Origin of the sequence: Calidifontibacillus oryziterrae, from assembly GCF_000331575.1 — a bacterium.
Classification (GTDB): Bacteria; Bacillota; Bacilli; order Bacillales; family Bacillaceae_J; genus Calidifontibacillus_A; species Calidifontibacillus_A oryziterrae.
In genome coordinates, this window is sequence record NZ_KB223527.1 from 1885778 (window position 1) to 1902401 (window position 16624).

Annotated in this window: 14 protein-coding genes, 1 other RNA gene and 1 riboswitch; of the genes, 13 read left to right on the plus strand and 2 right to left on the minus strand. The window is 35.6% G+C overall.

Annotated elements, in window-relative coordinates; translation table 11 throughout:
• Positions 1-59: 59 nt before the first annotated feature.
• The 5 genes from D612_RS0117535 (at position 60) to D612_RS0117555 (ending at position 6405) form a co-directional block, all read left to right on the plus strand.
• Positions 60-530, plus strand: coding sequence for a chemotaxis protein CheW (locus D612_RS0117535; protein WP_017756811.1), 471 nt, complete (start codon positions 60-62; stop codon positions 528-530).
• The gene (locus D612_RS0117540; RefSeq protein WP_017756812.1) at positions 523-3195 is read left to right on the plus strand and encodes a chemotaxis protein CheW; all 2673 of its coding nucleotides are present in this window, start codon (positions 523-525) and stop codon (positions 3193-3195) included. Before D612_RS0117535 ends, D612_RS0117540 begins: the two co-directional genes overlap by 8 nt.
• Positions 3196-3208: 13 nt before the next feature.
• Positions 3209-4756, plus strand: coding sequence for a methyl-accepting chemotaxis protein (locus tag D612_RS0117545; protein ID WP_017756813.1), 1548 nt, complete (start codon positions 3209-3211; stop codon positions 4754-4756).
• 77 nt (positions 4757-4833) lie between these two features.
• Positions 4834-4920, plus strand: a riboswitch (cyclic di-GMP riboswitch).
• Positions 4921-5043: 123 nt separating this feature from the next.
• Positions 5044-5769: an EAL domain-containing protein gene (locus D612_RS0117550; protein ID WP_017756814.1), complete on the plus strand. Its 726-nt coding sequence runs from the start codon at positions 5044-5046 to the stop codon at positions 5767-5769.
• Between the two features lie 48 nt (positions 5770-5817).
• On the plus strand, positions 5818-6405 hold the full coding sequence (locus tag D612_RS0117555) for a helix-turn-helix domain-containing protein (RefSeq protein WP_017756815.1): 588 nt from the start codon (positions 5818-5820) through the stop codon (positions 6403-6405).
• A 110-nt stretch (positions 6406-6515) separates the two neighbouring features.
• Here the strand turns inward: D612_RS0117555 and D612_RS0117560 are convergent, their stop codons facing one another.
• On the minus strand, positions 6516-7235 hold the full coding sequence (locus tag D612_RS0117560; RefSeq protein ID WP_017756816.1) for a YebC/PmpR family DNA-binding transcriptional regulator: 720 nt from the start codon (positions 7233-7235) through the stop codon (positions 6516-6518).
• 270 nt (positions 7236-7505) lie between these two features.
• Positions 7506-9551 (minus strand): sensor histidine kinase, encoded by a 2046-nt coding sequence (locus D612_RS0117565; protein WP_017756817.1) that lies wholly within the window; start codon positions 9549-9551, stop codon positions 7506-7508.
• Between the two features lie 181 nt (positions 9552-9732).
• On the opposite strand from D612_RS0117565, the gene D612_RS0117570 reads away from it, so the two are divergent.
• The 8 genes from D612_RS0117570 to D612_RS0117600 all read left to right on the plus strand — a co-directional run bounded on the left by D612_RS0117570 (position 9733) and on the right by D612_RS0117600 (position 16209).
• On the plus strand, positions 9733-11574 hold the full coding sequence (locus tag D612_RS0117570; protein WP_017756818.1) for a LysM peptidoglycan-binding domain-containing protein: 1842 nt from the start codon (positions 9733-9735) through the stop codon (positions 11572-11574).
• A gap of 130 nt (positions 11575-11704) precedes the next feature.
• Positions 11705-12175, plus strand: a complete 471-nt coding sequence (tadA, locus tag D612_RS0117575; protein ID WP_017756819.1) for a tRNA adenosine(34) deaminase TadA — start codon at positions 11705-11707, stop codon at positions 12173-12175.
• A 128-nt stretch (positions 12176-12303) separates the two neighbouring features.
• An RNA gene (gene ffs / locus D612_RS19180) (signal recognition particle sRNA large type) lies at positions 12304-12568 on the plus strand.
• A gap of 191 nt (positions 12569-12759) precedes the next feature.
• Positions 12760-14460, plus strand: coding sequence for a DNA polymerase III subunit gamma/tau (gene dnaX, locus D612_RS0117580; RefSeq protein ID WP_017756820.1), 1701 nt, complete (start codon positions 12760-12762; stop codon positions 14458-14460).
• Between the two features lie 30 nt (positions 14461-14490).
• Positions 14491-14814 carry a YbaB/EbfC family nucleoid-associated protein gene (locus D612_RS0117585; RefSeq protein WP_407637474.1) on the plus strand — a complete coding sequence of 108 codons (324 nt, stop codon included), beginning with the start codon at positions 14491-14493 and terminating at the stop codon, positions 14812-14814.
• A 147-nt stretch (positions 14815-14961) separates the two neighbouring features.
• Positions 14962-15558: a recombination mediator RecR gene (recR, locus tag D612_RS0117590; protein WP_017756822.1), complete on the plus strand. Its 597-nt coding sequence runs from the start codon at positions 14962-14964 to the stop codon at positions 15556-15558.
• 72 nt (positions 15559-15630) lie between these two features.
• Entirely contained in the window at positions 15631-15852 is a 222-nt protein-coding gene (locus D612_RS0117595; RefSeq protein ID WP_017756823.1) for a YaaL family protein, read from the plus strand.
• Between the two features lie 78 nt (positions 15853-15930).
• Positions 15931-16209, plus strand: coding sequence for a pro-sigmaK processing inhibitor BofA family protein (locus tag D612_RS0117600; protein WP_017756824.1), 279 nt, complete (start codon positions 15931-15933; stop codon positions 16207-16209).
• Positions 16210-16624 lie beyond the last annotated feature (415 nt).

Consider the following 16624-nt stretch of genomic DNA (forward strand, 5'->3'; position numbering starts at 1 on the left):
TTTAAGATATAGAAAATTGCCCGAAAATTTAAAAAACGAAAATGATAAGGGGTGATTAGATGGAAAATCCAAAAAATATAAAAGCGGGCCAATATGTTGTCTTTACCATTCAAGATAAGCTTTCAGCTTTAGCTATTGAAGAAGTTATCGAAATTATCCGCATGCAAACTATTTCTAATGTTCCTGGAGTTAAAGACTATATCCCTGGAATGATAAATTTGCGGGGTAAAATCATACCTGTTATTGATTTACATAAAAGGTATAACATGTCTGATCTAGAAATAACCAAAAAGACACGTATGGTCATCGTACAGAATGAAGGAGAAGATATTGGCTTAATTGTTGATGAAGTGACGATGGTCATTGATGTAGAAGAAAAGGATATAGAACAAACGCTAGAGATGTTTAACTCCTTAGAGAAGGATTGCTATCGTGGATTTGCAAAAGTAAACGGCCAATTAATCGGCATATTAAATATTCAAAAGGTACTATATCCTGAATATGAATTGGAGGTGAACGGTGTTGAGTGATTTTGATCTTTCTAGTTATTTATCTGCCTTTTTAGATGAATTAGATGAACAGCTGCAAATATTAGATGAAAAAGTGCTTGATTTAGAGCAAGACAGTAGTAACCTTGATACAATTCAGGCTATTTTTCGGGCAGCCCATACATTAAAAGGGTCATCGGCAGCGATGGGCTTTGAAAAAATGAAAGAGCTTACTCATAAGGTTGAAAATGTTTTTGACCTCATCAGAAATCAGCAATTGCAGGTGAATACAAATATTATCAACGTCATCTTTGAGTCTATTGATTTTATAAAAGTATTAAAGGATGGAATTATATCTGGGTCTCTCGAAGAAATTGAAATTAGTCCAGTTGTGGAAAAGTTAGAGAATATAAAAAATGGCACAACTACAGTTGAGGTGGAAAAAGAAAATAATGTGGAATTAGATCCAAAAGAACATAGCAAAACGCCTAATTCTACCTCAAATGGTGTGAATCCTACTCTTAATTTAGATTTAAGTCAAATTGAAAAAATGAAAGAAGCGATTTACTCAGGATTGAACGTTATATCTGTTCATGTGAGTTTAAATCCTGAAGCACTACTTAAATCAGTACGAGCGTTTTTAATTCAAAATAACTTACTTGAGGTCAGTGAATTAATAGGTTCCTTTCCAGAAAATGAAGTGATAGAAAACGATGAAAACTTTGATGGCCAGCTAACCTATATTATAGTAACCAATTCGGCAAATGAAGAAATTAATTCAATTGTTAATAGTATTGCGGATATTCAGTCTGTTCAACTTACAAATATTTCTGAAGATAGTCTTAATGAATTTTTATGCAATGACGATAAAACAGCAACAAAAAATGAATCGACGGGTCAGGAAACTTCTGCTTCAAATGAACAGAAAGTACAAAATGGATCAGGAGCAAAACCTGAAACAAATGGAAAAACGGAAGGCAATAAATTTAAAGTTCAACAAACAGTTCGCGTTGATGTAGAAAGACTAGAGCATTTGATGAATTTAGTTGGGGAGCTCGTCATTGATCAAACACGGTTAGCGGATGTGAGAAACCGTTTAGCAGACCGCTATCAAAATGATCCTGAGATTGAGCAGTTTAGTGAAGTTGGAAATCATATTGGGCAAGTTATTAGCGAGCTGCAAGAAGGTATGATGAAAACAAGAATGCTTCCAATTGAACAGCTATTCAATCGTTTCCCAAGAATGGTTCGCGATTTATGTCAAAAGGCCGGGAAGGAAATTGATTTCAATATAGAGGGAAAAGAAACAGAATTAGATCGGAATTTAATTGAGGAAATTGGCGATCCTATTATTCATTTGTTGCGAAATTCGCTTGATCATGGCGTTGAAGAGCCAGAAGAAAGAGAACGTTTAGGAAAGCCAAGAAAAGGAAGAGTAACATTAAAGGCTTCCCACGAAGAGAATCATATTGTTATCACGATTACTGATGATGGCCGCGGTATTGATCCAGAAAAGGTTAAAGCAACTGCTCTGAAAAAAGGGTATGTAACCGAAGAAGACGTTGAGAGAATGACAGATAAGGATTTAATATTCTTGATCTTTAAGTCGGGTGTCTCAACGGCTAAACAAATCACCGATATTTCTGGTCGTGGTGTGGGTATGGATATTGTCCGCAGCCATATTGAAAAGCTTAATGGTATGGTCGATATTGATTCAAAGTTGGGAGAAGGAACGACGTTTACAATTAAGCTTCCTCTCACTCTTGCGATTATTCGCTCCTTGTTAGTGGAATTAGGAGATCGGGAGTTTGCAATTCCTCTTGCTAACGTTCAAGAGATTGTCCGACTGAATAAGGATGAAGTGAAGTCCATTAAGAATCAAGAAGTAGGTATTATTCGTGATCGAGTACTTCCACTCATCCGTATGCATAGCCGTCTAGGTGCACAGGAAAATAATTTAAATGAGAAAAAACGTTTATTTGTTGTTGTCGTTGGTTTAGCTGAAAAACGAGTAGGAATTGTTGTTGATCGAACATTAGGAAATCAAGAAATTGTAATAAAACCTTTAGGGAAATATATAGGTCAACCAAAATATATAGCAGGTGCAACTATTATGGGGGATGGTAGTGTTGCCCTTATCCTAGACATTGGTTCGATTGTTCGAGAGGAAGGAACAAAAGAATTAGGAAATCAGGAGTATGACCATAAGGAAATAAGTAGTGAAGATGAAGTTATTCAACTTGCAACATTTAAACTGGGTGCTGAGGAATACGGAGTTGAAATCGACCGTGTGAAGGATATCATTACAGTTCCGGAAATAACAAAAGTAATTAATGCGCCATACTCGGTATTAGGAATGATCAATTTGCGCGGAAGGCTTATTCCTGTTATGGATTTAAGACAACGGTTTGATATTGTTCAACAGGAGCTAGATCGGAAATCGAGGATTATGGTTGTGGAGTTTGCAAATCAATTAGTTGGGATTTTAGTTGACCAAGTCACTCAGGTTATTAAAGTACCGGTAAGAACAATTGAAGCACCACCAGATAATACGAGCCAAGTTGATGCTAAATTTATTAAAAATATTAGCAACTTAAATGATAGATTAATTATTTTACTAGATTTGGATCTAATTTTAGACATTCAAGAATTAAAACTATTAACAAATATCGTAGAAGAGACTAAGCAGCAGCTTGTAGAAATTTAAAAGGGGGACATAAATGATGAAAAGCTTGCGAAGCAAAATACTGGGGAGTTTTGCGATTATCCTATCATTGCTATTACTATTAACTATATATAACTATATTCAAACTAATAATTTTAAAACGAAGGTTGAAGATGCACTAGGGATTGAATTAGAAAAGCTTGTTTATTGGATGGAGTTAAACAATAATTTGGCCAATCGGACAGCTCAAGTTCGTGCTTATTTCTTATACGGAAATGAGGACAGTATTGAAGAATTTGAAAGATTGACAGAAGCTGGTAGAATTGTCCAAGAGGATTTAATGGCACGAAATATCACGGCAGAACAAGAGGCTATTTTTGCAAAAACAGAAGAATGGTATATGTCTGCTCAAGGATTGTTTGAAATGTATCAAGAGGATCCAGAAGAAGCGATTGCAAACGCTGCAATAATAAAGGACCTTACAACAGAATTAACGAGTGACTTCCAAGGTGCAGCGGACGAAAGTAGAGCATATATGAGGTCCTTAAGAGAGCAAGTAGTAGAAACAGGAAATACAATTATGTTTATTACGGTATTAATTAGTGTCATTGCCGTTGCAATTGGGGTTGTTGTTGCATTTGTGTTAGCTCATAAGATTACAGGACCAATTTTGGAAATTGTTCGTCGTTTAAAGAAAGTGGCGGAAGGCGATTTAACAGGTGATAAAATTGTGGTCAAAACAAAGGATGAGGTTGGCCAATTAGCTAAAGCAATTAATGATATGGTTTCATCGTTACGTGTTTTAATAGGAGAATTATTGGAAAGTGCCAATAATTTAGCCGCAAGCTCAGAGGAAATTTCAGCTAGCACTGAAGAAATCGCTTCTGGTAGCCAAATGCAAGCAAACAGTGCAAGCTTGGCTTCAGAAATGGTTAAAGAAATGGTTAATGCAATTCATGCCGTGTCTGTTAATGCTGAGGAATCAGCAGATTCATCGGAAGAAATGGTAGCTTCAGCGGCAAAAGGAAATGAAGTAATCCAAGATACGTTGCAAGGAATGAATGAAATCAGTGAAAAGATTTCAGAGCTATCTAGTAAATCCATTCAAATTGGTGAAATTGTCGAGGTCATTGATGATATAGCGGAGCAAACAAATTTACTTGCACTAAATGCTGCTATAGAAGCAGCGCGTGCAGGTGAGGCTGGAAAGGGATTTGCAGTTGTTGCCGATGAAGTTCGTAAGTTAGCAGAACGAAGCAGTAAAGCAACTAAAGAAATCTCAGAATTAATTCAATCGATTCAATCTAATACAGATGCATCAGTTGAGGCTGTTCATAATGGAAATGAGAAGGCCAATCATGCAGGAAAGGCTTTTGAAGAAATTATTTCTTTAGTAAAGCTTTCAGCTAATAAGGTTGGAGAGATTGCTGCAGCTAGCGAAGAACAAAATGCACAATCCCAAGAGGTGTTACAGTCAGTAGAAAGTATTGCTGCAGTATCTGAACAAACTGCTGCAGGTGTTCAAGAGACGGCTGCTACTGCCCAAGATTTAGCGAAAATGGCTGAAGGTTTAAGTCAATTAGCAGCTAGATTCAGAATTTAGATTAAGTAGAAATAATCTTTTGTATCGACTACCGCTTTTCAACAGCAGATAGTCGATATAAATAAAAACTATATATTATGTGTTAAAGGCAAACCAATCGAAAGGTTGGGACGCAAAGCTACGGGTCTAAAGGTATTAATACCAATGATAGCCGGGTTACCTCATTCAAAAAAATCCAACAGAATGAAGGTTGGATTTTTTTTACCTAAAATGCAGGGTCTTTTGTAAAGACTACTTAGTTTAGGGTCACTAAGGGGTACTAGCTATGTATGTAAGGGGGGGAGAAAATGTCTCAAAGTGTGTTAAATAGAGTAATCGATGAGAACTTATTTGAACACTATTGTCAACCAATTTTTAATTTAAGAAGTAACGAGCAGACAGGTGGGGAACTCCTTTTAAGGACACAGTTTGGTACTCCAGATTATATTTTTCAAGAGGCAAAAAGAAATAATAAACTTTATGAGTTAGATACGTTGTCAATAATGAATGCAATTCATTCTGCAGCAGCATTTAATGACCAATTATTATTTTTAAATGTTTTCCCTTCAACAATAAAAAATCACTCATTCATTCCATTTGTTGAGGGCTTGCTTGAAAATAGAAAAATAAATAGTGAACGAATTGTATTTGAACTTAATGAGGCAGAAAATATTAACGATATTGCATTGTTAAAAAGGGGAATCAACGATCTTAGAAAAATGGGATTTTTAATTGCTCTTGATGATATTGGCAAAGGGGAAATGGGGTTAACATATATAGTAGAACTAAATGTTAATTTTCTTAAATTGGACCGCCAATATTCAAAGGATTTAGCGATATCTACAAAAAAACAGGATTGGATTAGTGCATTATTATTTTACTGTAAATTAAACAACATCCAATTAATTTTGGAAGGGATAGAAAATGAAGAAACCCTACATATTGCAAAACAACTTGGAATTGATATGGGACAAGGCTTTTATTTAGGGATGCCTGAGAAAATGAGTTTCGGATATAACAATATTAAAGGCTAGTTTTGTTCGATAGTGATGTTGTTTTATAGAAGGAGGATAAGGAGAAAGTTGAGGAAGGAATGGGATGTTGCAGACATAGATTACTTAAAAGAATATATAGGATCTCAAAAAATTACGATGATTGCTGAATCGATGGGTCGCTCTTATGAATCTGTAAGAGTAAAGATGAATAGACTTGGAATGTCAAATACAAAAGCACAAACAGGATTATTAACAATTGGTGAATTGGCAAAGCTTTTGAAGGTGGAACGTAATACTGTAAAAGGCTGGGTAGAAAGGCACGGTTTATCCTGCGTAAAAAAAATAACTAGAAGGTCAAAAGCTTTTTATTTAATTAATCCAAAAGACTTCTGGAAGTGGGCTGAAAAACATAAAGATAAGGTTCAGTTTTCTAACATTGAACCACGTGTCATAATACCTGAGCCTGCTTGGGTAGAAGACGAAAGACAAAAAGACCAATTTGTGTGTAAGAAGAGAGTTTATAAATATTGGACAACAATGGAGGATCGATTGCTTTTGGAATTACGTAACAATAAAAACCTTTCTTTTGCAGAGATAGGACAAAAGATGAATCGAAGCTCTGTTAGTGTTGCACGACGATATAGCAGAATTCAATTAAATTCAATCTTACAATAAAAAAGCTGAATCAATGAAAGGGGTGCAGGTCATCTGGTATTACATTAAGCTTAATAATGTGCCGAAATTCCAGTGAGCTAAACCCCTCTAATGAGTCAGCGTTTATTGTATTAATCTTCTAAGTCCACATTGTGATACACTTGTTGAACATCCTCTAAATCTTCTAAAGCATCGATCATCTTCTCAAATTGTGCTTGTGCTTCTTCAGGAAGTTTAATATCATTTTGTGCAAGCATCGTTAGTTCAGCGACAGTAAATTCGGTAATACCAGCACTTCTTAAAGCCTCCTGAACGGAATGAAACTGGTCAGGTTCTGCATATACGATTACGGAATCGTCCTCTTCGATAATGTCACGAACGTCTATGTCAGCTTCCATTAATAATTCAAGCACTTCATCTGCTGTTTTACCTTCAATACCAATAACAGCCGTGGCATCAAACATATAAGCTACAGAGCCACTTACTCCCATGTTACCTCCATTTTTTCCAAAAGCAGCACGCACCTCTGAAGCAGTACGATTTACGTTATTCGTTAGAGCATCAACAATAACCATTGAACCGCTAGGTCCAAAGCCTTCGTATCGAAGTTCATCATAGGTTTCATCCGATCCGCCTTTTGCTTTTTCAATTGCTCGATCGATGATGTGTTTTGGTACATTATATGTTTTGGCACGTTCAAGCACAAATTTTAAAGTTTGATTTGAATCCGGATTCGGTTCACCTTGTCTAGCTGCTACATAAATTTCACGGCCAAATTTTGCGTAAATACGACTTGTATTCGCATCTTTTGATGCTTTCTTATCTTTAATATTATTCCATTTACGGCCCATATTAACACTCTCTTTCTATTATAAATCTAATTTTCAAAGCAAAATGAACGATCCCCTTAACCTACTTGAAACTTCTGGATAGTAGTTTAAGACAATATTCTACTGATAGCTGTGGTAATTTACCACAAAAATATATTAATACGAAATGAGCTACTTCTTCAACTTTTTTTCAAAAATGCATTTCTCAACTAGTCTAAAATATATATAGATTAAGCTATATAAATTCCGTTAATCGAGAAATCCTTATATGATTAATTGAAATTCCTATAACTAATTTCTTGTTAGGAGAGGAAGTACAAAGAAGAAACAACTCCCTTCACCAACGTTGCTTTTAACCCCAATTTTCCCATTATGAAATTCAATAATTTCCTTTGAGATAGCCAAACCTAAGCCCGCCCCTTTTCGTGTGTTTTCCTTTGAAGAGCTTTTGTAAAAACGTTCGAATACATGATCTATGTCTTGCTGAATAATCCCGCAACCATTATCAATGCATTGGATCATCACGTTATTACAATCTGCTAGTGTAAGTTTAAGAGTAATTTGTCCATTTTCTTCAATAAATTTTTGTGCGTTTGTCAAGAAATTCATTATTACTTGTTCAATTCGGTGTGGGTCAATAAAGACATAATAACTTTTTTTTGGATCTAATTCATTTTTGTAGGTAAACATAATATTATTTTTTTCTGTTTCTAACTGATATTTTCGATACAAATTTTGAAAATAATGTTGAATATCAATTTCTTTTTGGTGAAATTCAATTTGTCTTGTTTCCATTTCCGTTAAAGAATGAAGGTCGTTGAAAATTTTTGACATGTATTCGATTTTATCATAAACCAATTGAAGATATTTTTTTTCACTGGGAATAACTCCGTCTACCATACCTTTTGTATATCCTTGAATACTTGTCAATGGTGTTCCTAGTTCATGGGAAATATTGCTGAGTAATCTGCGCCTAGCCTCAGTTGCAGCTTGCAATTGTTCATTTGAAATTTTAAGTTCTGCTGTTCGTTCGGTTACTTCTTTTTCTAATGATTCATTAAATACTTTTAGATCCTTCGAAAGTTTTTCAATTTTACCAAACGCTTTTGCATAATTTTTTGATAGATTAAAGGATTGTGTTAGTAAAAAGAATGTAAGTCCAATTGACGTCATTTCAGTTGTAGAAACAAGATCATTGTAAAAAAGGACATCATTGGTTGCGACATAAATTAATATAATTATTGCAATCATATTTAATAAAGAACCTGTACGTTTTCGAATAAGAGCAATGATATAAACATATACAAGATAAAGTAAAATAAGCAAAGTAATTAATTCTAAAGCAACAACTGTCATAGTATAAACAATAGCAGGTGTTAAAATAATAAAAATGCTATAAATGGCCATCACAATGACAAGAGCATTTCGGAACGATTGCTTCATCTCTAAAGGAAATTGCGAATAAGAGTAAAGGATAAGTGATAAAACACCTAAAGTGACTCCTAAATACTCTAATTTCATAACTATTTCCCAATTTAAAAATGATAGAAGATAGCTTGCCAATCCTTCTTCAAGAATGATCCCCCTTATTGCAATTGAGATACAAAGTATACCGAAGAAAAGAAATGAAAGCTCATTTTTACGTAATGCAAATAAAGAAAAGTGATAGAGTCCCATAATTAGTAAAGATGAAACAATAATTGCTCGATAAATTATTTTTTTTACCTGATATGTATGAATGACATCTGGATCACCTAGAAGGATGGTATCCCATAATCCGGATTTTCGTTGGTGATAATTAGATGCTTGAATGATAAGCTCTACTGATTCGGAAGTAGGTAGAAATTCAATTGTTTTTGGAGTAGTTTCAGGCTTCATTGCATTTTTACTTGTGCCTACTATTCCGTTTGAAGATTTTTTTTCACCATTAATCCAAAGATTGTAGGCGGATGAAACACTTGGCATGTAGATTGTTTTAATCTTATTTGCTTCTTCATTAGGTATGTTTATGAACAAACGATATGTAGCAACCCCTTTTCTTGTAATCGATTGATTGGGTAAATCATAGTGGTTCCAATCATTGGGGACAACAACATAGTTTGGTTCTTTTTCAATGACATTATTCTTAAAGTCATCTGGGTTATAAAGGCGGTTAAAGTAAAATTCCCATTCTCCATTTAATGCCATTGGTTGTTCATGATTATATTGGTCTATTGTATAAATTCCATTGACTGCAAGAATTGAATCATTATTTCCTGTAGTTAGTTTGTTTGCTAGTATTAAAGTAATAATAAATATTAGTACTATATAAAAAAAAGCTAGAATGATTTTTTTCAAACGAATCTCCTCCAACAACACTCTAAATTAATGGCAGTAGCTTGGGAGAAAAATAAATAAATTTAGAGTTCTCCTTTAAATCTACCATTTTAGTAAAAAATTTCAATTATGAAGCCAAGCAATTATCCTCCCTTCCTGCATATATTTATATAGATGCCTATGTAAGGGAGTTGATGTGTAAATGTTTTTTCGGAACTACAGTTATGTGGTTCAACCGGGTGATTCTTTAAATAAGATTGCACAAAAGTTTGGTACGACGGCACAACGAATAAAAATCGAAAATGAATTAATGTCAAATGTTATTTATGTTGGTCAGCCATTATATATATCAACTAATGCAGAGAGAAGTATATATTTCGTTCAGCCCGGCGATAGTCTGCATACGATTTCATTAAGATTTGGAATCCCCATTAATGAACTTAGTACGTTGAATCAACTACAATCGGATGTAATATATGTAGGTCAACAGCTTGTAGTCAGCGATGAAAGTGATGCGGTATATTATGAAGTAAAACCGGGTGATAATTTACAAACAATTGCAGATCGTTTCAGAACTACTGTTGAAACAATCAAAGACTCAAATAGTTTGCCGTCAAATATTATTTATATTGGTCAAAGACTAAAAGTAGCAGAAATGCTAGCAAGACAAACTGAATATGTTGTTCAAGCTGGTGATTCATTATACGAAATTGCAAGAAGATATAATACAACCGCTGAAAGTATTATCGCTTTAAACAATCTAGAAAGCCCTGATTTGACAATTGGTCAAAGGATAACAATCCCTGTATTTTCTGAAGTAGTTGTTACGGTTAATTCAGCTAATGTACGAGAAAGGCCAGGTGCGACGTTTAATGTAATTGCCCAATTGGATCAAGGGGCAAGGCTTCCGCTCCTTGGTGTACAAGGCAATTGGTATAGAGTTGCATTATTTAATGGGAATCCAGGCTGGATTTCAAGATCGGTAGCAATGTTACGTGCTTACGATGGCTCGCAGCCAATTATCCAAATCCTGGGATATTATACATTGGAGGAAGGGCCAACGTTACCAAGCTCCTACCAATCATTTGTAACAAATAGTAACGAAATTTCTCAAACTGGTTTGTTCATGTTTAGAATTAGCGCGGCCAATCCAACAACAATTGATAAATTTGGCGAGTTTACTGATGAAGAAGTACGGCAGTTAGTAACAGTCGGACATCGTCATAATGTAAAAATGCTTGCAACTGTCCATAATCTTCTTTATGAAGAAGGGGTTGAATTAGCAAAGCGGGTCGTAGCGGAACTTGTTTCCTCTGAACAAAACATGAATGCCTTTGCACTTAACTTAGTAAGACTAATTGAAAGATATGGCCTTGATGGTGTTGATATCGATATTGAGGATGTTTTTGAAGAAGATCGTGATCGGTTGACACAGTTATACCGCGTTATCGGCCGGGTTCTTCATGAAAGGGGTTATTTCTTCTCAACCGCTGTACCTTCAAAGACCGGTCCGGAAGATCCGAGTGTATTTGCTAAGCCGTTTGACTATCCGAATTTGCATCAACCAACGGATCAATTTGTGATTATGCTCTATAATGAGCATGGCTGGCCGGGAAGTGGCCCGGGTCCTGTTGTTTCAATAGGTCGGATGGAAAAAGTATTACGCTATGCAATGACGGTAATGCCGAAGGAAAAAATTGTTGCAGCTGTATCTGTATTTGGGTTTGATTTTAATCTTGAAACAGGTCGGGCAGCTTATGCATCGTTTGACCGTGCGATGCAATTAGCGGAGCAATATAACCAAGAGATTATCTTTGATGAAGAAACACAAACGCCAATGTTCGCTTATACAGATGAGCAAGGGGTTCAGCATGAAGTTTGGTTCGAAAACCGAGCAAGTATACAAGCGAAGGCGGAGCTAGCAGGTAGATTAGGAATTAGAGGTATAGCTTTGTGGAGATTAGGCATGGAGGATGAAGCTATTTGGGATATGCTTGAGAATGAGGTAGTTGTAAGAAAGCATGGGTTAGAAACAATGGGTTAAAACTAATTAGTAAAAAGTTACTGTAGGCAAAATGTGCTTACAGTTTTTTGTTTTTATAGTGATTGCTATAATGTATAAAGAAGTACAAGTTCATACTATAAAAAGATAGAATGAGGAGTTAAGGATATTGATGATAGATCAGGATGAATTCTTTATGCAAGCTGCCTTAGCTGAGGCGAAAAAAGCAGAAATGAAGTTAGAAGTGCCAATTGGAGCAGTAATCGTAAAGAATAATGAGATTATTGCTACAGCACATAATTTACGTGAGACGGAGCAAAGATCAATTGCCCATGCTGAGCTATTGGCTATTGATGAGGCATGTCGGAAATTGGGTACATGGAGGTTATCAGAAACTACCCTATATGTTACGTTGGAGCCATGTCCAATGTGTGCGGGTGCCATTGTTTTATCGAGGGTAGATCGTGTAGTATATGGAGCAAGTGATCCTAAAGGTGGTTGTGCCGGAACTTTAATGAATCTGTTAAACGACGATCGTTTTAATCATCAAGCAGAGGTTATGGGTGGAGTTTTGGAGAGCGAATGTTCGTCTTTGTTAAGTGATTTTTTTCGAACGCTTCGTGAGAAGAAAAAGATACAATGATAGATGTAAAAATAATCCTTGTTAAATCTGCATACAATTACCTCCTGTGATTTATTGATTTTTTGGCTGAAACACTATATACTTGGTTATGCGTTAACCAAACGCAACTGAATTAGTTCTCAAATTTGTCGTGCTAGGCGGGGAGGTAGCGGTGCCCTGAACTCGCAATCCGCTGTAGCGAGGCTGAATCCCTTCTCGAGGTTGGTCGCCGTAAGGCCTGCCTTAAGTAAGTGGTGTTGACGTCTGGGTCCTACGCAACGGGAACCCACGAACCCTGTCAGGTCCGGAAGGAAGCAGCAGTAAGTGGATTATCCCGTGTGCCGTAGGGTTGCCTGGACCGAGCTAACTGCTTAAGTAACGCTTATGGCTGCCATATCGACAGAAGGTGCACGGCAGTTATTACATAACTTAACTCACCTAAGCAATTAGGTGAGTTTTTTACTTTTTAACTACATAAGGATAAGTCTGATGGTTTTCCTTTTATATTTTGGAAAAATGTTGATGAATCAGGTATAATAATTGAGTGTGCTAAATGAATTTAGATTGTTAAGATCGGAAGGTATGAGAAAAAAGGAGGCATGAGGATGGCTTATCAGGCTTTATATCGAGTTTGGAGGCCGCAAACATTTCATGATGTTGTCGGTCAAGAACATATTACAAGAACACTTCAAAATGCATTGATTCAAGAAAAGCTTTCCCATGCCTATTTGTTTTCTGGTCCCCGTGGTACAGGTAAAACAAGCGCTGCCAAAATATTGGCAAAGGCAGTTAACTGTGAGAAGGCGCCTGTTAGTGAGCCGTGTAATGAATGTGAGGCGTGTCTTGGGATCACGAATGGATCTATACCTGATGTAATTGAAATTGATGCTGCTTCTAATAATGGTGTTGAAGAGATAAGGGACATTCGTGATAAAGTTAAATATGCGCCTAGCTCTGTTCGTTATAAAGTATATATTATTGATGAGGTTCATATGCTTTCAATCGGAGCTTTCAATGCTCTATTGAAGACGTTAGAAGAACCGCCAAAACATGTTATTTTTATATTAGCTACGACTGAACAGCATAAGGTTCCACTTACGATTATTTCACGTTGTCAAAGATTTGAGTTTAAGCGTATATCCACTGCCTCTATGGTAGAAAGGATGAAGGAAATAACAGATGCGCAAAATGTAGTTGTTGAGGAAAATGCCTTACCATTAGTTGCAAAAGCAGCCGAAGGTGGGATGAGGGATGCTTTAAGTCTTCTTGACCAAGCGATCTCTTTTAGTGGAGATAAGGTAACAGTTGAGGATGTTTTATCGATTACCGGGGCTGTATCTCAGCAATTTTTAGTTGATACAGTACACGCTTTAATAGAGCGTGATGTAGTCAAGGCATTGCAGGCAGTGGATCAGCTAATTAAGCTTGGAAAAGAATCAGCTAGGTTTATTGAAGATTTAATTTTTTACTTTCGGGATATGCTTTTATTTCAAACAGCGGACCATTTAGAAGGGATGCTAGAACGAGCAATTGTTGATGAGCAATTTATAAATTTAACAAAATCGACTTCTTCAAGTTATCTTTATAAAATTATTAGTCAACTTAACGAATGTCAACAGGAAATGAAGTGGACGAATCATCCGAAAATATTTTTAGAATTAACTTTAGTGAAAATTTGTCAGCGGACTAGTTCAGATAATAGTGGGACAGATGGCTCAAATCAGCAAATTGAATCGCTAATTGAACGGGTAAGACAATTAGAAGAACAGATAAAAGAATGGAAAAAGCATGGCATATCTCCTTCTACAAGCAAAAATGTAAGTAGTGAAACAAACGCTACAGAAAAAAAGAAAAATGATTCAGCGTCATTACGTACCAAAAAAACATCTATTGGCCCGATAAAAGAAATGTTAAAGGGTGCAACTAAGCAGGATTTAAGCTGGTTAACAAGTCAGTGGGGTGAGTTTTTAGAGCGACTAAAAGGTCGAGAAATAGCTGCTCAAGCAATGTTGATTGATGCAAAATTAGTTGCCGCATCACCAACTGCCTTTATTCTTGCTTTTAAACATGAGTTTCACTGTCAAATGGCATTAACTAATAAGCGTGATATAATTGAAATGATGTTGAAGGAAACTGTTGGTAAGGAATTAAAGATGCTTGGTCTTACATATGATGAATGGGAACAGGTAAAGCAGGATTTTATCAAGGAACAAAAAGAAGATACCGAAGAAATTCAGGAAGAAGATCCGTTAATTGCAGAAGCAAAAAAATTATTTGGTTCTGACTTAATAGAAATAAAGGATTAAGGATATATAAAAGGAGGCTTTCACTAAATGATGCGTGGTGGAATGGGAAATATGAATAATATGATGAAGCAAATGCAAAAAATGCAAAAGAAAATGCAACAATCACAGGAAGAGTTAATGGCAATGATGTTTGAAGGAACTGCAGGTGGCGGAATGGTAACGGTTACCATTTCGGGAGCAAAGGAAGTTAAAGAGGTTAAAATTAATGAGGAAGTCGTTGACCCTGAAGATATCGAAATGCTCCAAGATTTAGTATTGGCTGCAACGAATGACGCTTTAAAAAAGGTTGACGAAAAAACGAATGAAACAATGGGACAATTTACAAAGGGACTAAACATTCCTGGATTATTTTAAAAATAAATTTAAAGATTTTTCAAGAAACAAGGCCTTAAGGTCATCTCTTGTATGCCTTAAGGCTTTCATTATTGGAATTTGTAATACGACGTTTTTTAATAATTTGAACAATGGCTTTTTAATTAGATTTTAGAGGGGATATAATATATGCACTACCCAGAACCAATTGCAAAGCTAATAGATAGTTTTATGAAGTTACCAGGTATCGGCCCTAAAACTGCCGTTCGTCTGGCTTTTTTTGTATTAAAAATGAAAGAGGATGACGTATTAGATTTTGGTAAAGCTTTGGTCAATGCAAAGCGTAATTTAACACATTGCTCTAGTTGTTTTAATATAACGGATCGGGACCCTTGCTCAATTTGCGATGATAGCCATCGGGACCATAGTATAATCTGTGTTGTTCAAGACCCAAAAGATGTGATTGCAATGGAAAAGATGAAAGAATACCACGGTCTTTATCATGTTCTTCATGGTGCTATTTCACCAATGGATGGAATTGGTCCTGAGGATATTAAAGTTACTGAGCTTATTAAGAGACTTCACGGCGAGGAAGTTCAGGAAATCATTCTTGCAACAAATCCTAATATTGAAGGAGAGGCTACGGCTATGTATATTTCTCGGTTGATTAAGCCGACGGGTATACGGATTACTAGAATAGCGCATGGTTTACCTGTTGGAGGAGATTTAGAATACGCCGACGAGGTTACGTTATCGAAAGCGTTAGAGGGTAGACGTGAGCTTTAAATTTTTCTGGCATACAACCTGATTTTTAGGAACATAGAGGGTAGGGGAATTTGAAAAAATAGGGTGATACATATGATATTCCATAAAAAAGGGCGACTAAAGAAAGTAACTGATCGAAAGTTATGGGACTCCTTAACACAATTGAAAGAGGAATGGATGAATAATAAAACAATTATTGAAAAAAGTGTAGAGCCCTCTGATGAGCTACTATTGCATTTGAAAGTATCAGAGGTTAAATACTTTTATTTACTTAAAGAGGCAAAAATCAGGAAATTAACAGCGGAGAAAAAATAATTACTCAGCTGTTCTTTTTTTTTAGCTACTTACATATGTATTGATTAAATAGGACAAGATATGGAAGGAGCTAGATAAATGGATATGGTTGCTTTTGAACCTTTTACAATTATTATTATTGTCGGGGGCTTAATAGGTTTGTTATTGATACTTGGGGCTCCAATAAAGCCATTGCGAATAATAGGAAATGGTGTTGTAAGAATTATGATCGGAGCTTTGGCGCTTTTTGTCATAAATTCAATAGGTACTATTATCAGTTTCCATATACCAATTAATTTTATAACAGCATCTGTTTCAGGACTTTTAGGTATTCCTGGTGTGATTGCTCTTATAGCTATTGAACAATTTGTATTATAAGATAAGATCTTTGTAAAATAGAGTAAAATAGGTGATGAATCTGTAGAACATTGATTGTAAAGGTTAATTATTAGAAATTAGTTAAAGCAAAAAGAACGTTGACTTCGTACAATTGTGGTGTTATATTAGGAAAGTCGCTTTTGAGACACATATTTAAAAGCGCCCAGCAAGAAATAAAAAAGTTTACTTGAAGGCACTTTTTGATAGTTTCAACACAGTCAAAGTGGTTAAAATAAATTGTTGACTTTTGTCGAATGATTTATTATAATAATAAAGGTCGCTAAACAGAAGCGAAAGCTTAGTTTTGACTTCTGCGAAAATACGCAGTAAGATCATAACAGTTGCTGAAAGGTAGCGAAAAGAAAACTTATTAAAAGTTATTGACTTCCACGAAACAAAATGATATGATAGATTT

Coding starts and splice junctions, on each gene's coding strand:
- recR (WP_017756822.1), top strand. CDS start 14,962: ATGCACTACCCAGAACCAATTGCAAAGCTAATAGATAGTTTTATGAAG.
- D612_RS0117600 (WP_017756824.1), top strand. CDS start 15,931: ATGGATATGGTTGCTTTTGAACCTTTTACAATTATTATTATTGTCGGG.
- dnaX (WP_017756820.1), top strand. CDS start 12,760: ATGGCTTATCAGGCTTTATATCGAGTTTGGAGGCCGCAAACATTTCAT.
- D612_RS0117550 (WP_017756814.1), top strand. CDS start 5,044: ATGTCTCAAAGTGTGTTAAATAGAGTAATCGATGAGAACTTATTTGAA.
- D612_RS0117560 (WP_017756816.1), bottom strand. CDS start 7,235: ATGGGCCGTAAATGGAATAATATTAAAGATAAGAAAGCATCAAAAGAT.
- tadA (WP_017756819.1), top strand. CDS start 11,705: ATGATAGATCAGGATGAATTCTTTATGCAAGCTGCCTTAGCTGAGGCG.
- D612_RS0117535 (WP_017756811.1), top strand. CDS start 60: ATGGAAAATCCAAAAAATATAAAAGCGGGCCAATATGTTGTCTTTACC.
- D612_RS0117585 (WP_407637474.1), top strand. CDS start 14,491: ATGCGTGGTGGAATGGGAAATATGAATAATATGATGAAGCAAATGCAA.
- D612_RS0117545 (WP_017756813.1), top strand. CDS start 3,209: ATGATGAAAAGCTTGCGAAGCAAAATACTGGGGAGTTTTGCGATTATC.
- D612_RS0117595 (WP_017756823.1), top strand. CDS start 15,631: ATGATATTCCATAAAAAAGGGCGACTAAAGAAAGTAACTGATCGAAAG.
- D612_RS0117570 (WP_017756818.1), top strand. CDS start 9,733: ATGTTTTTTCGGAACTACAGTTATGTGGTTCAACCGGGTGATTCTTTA.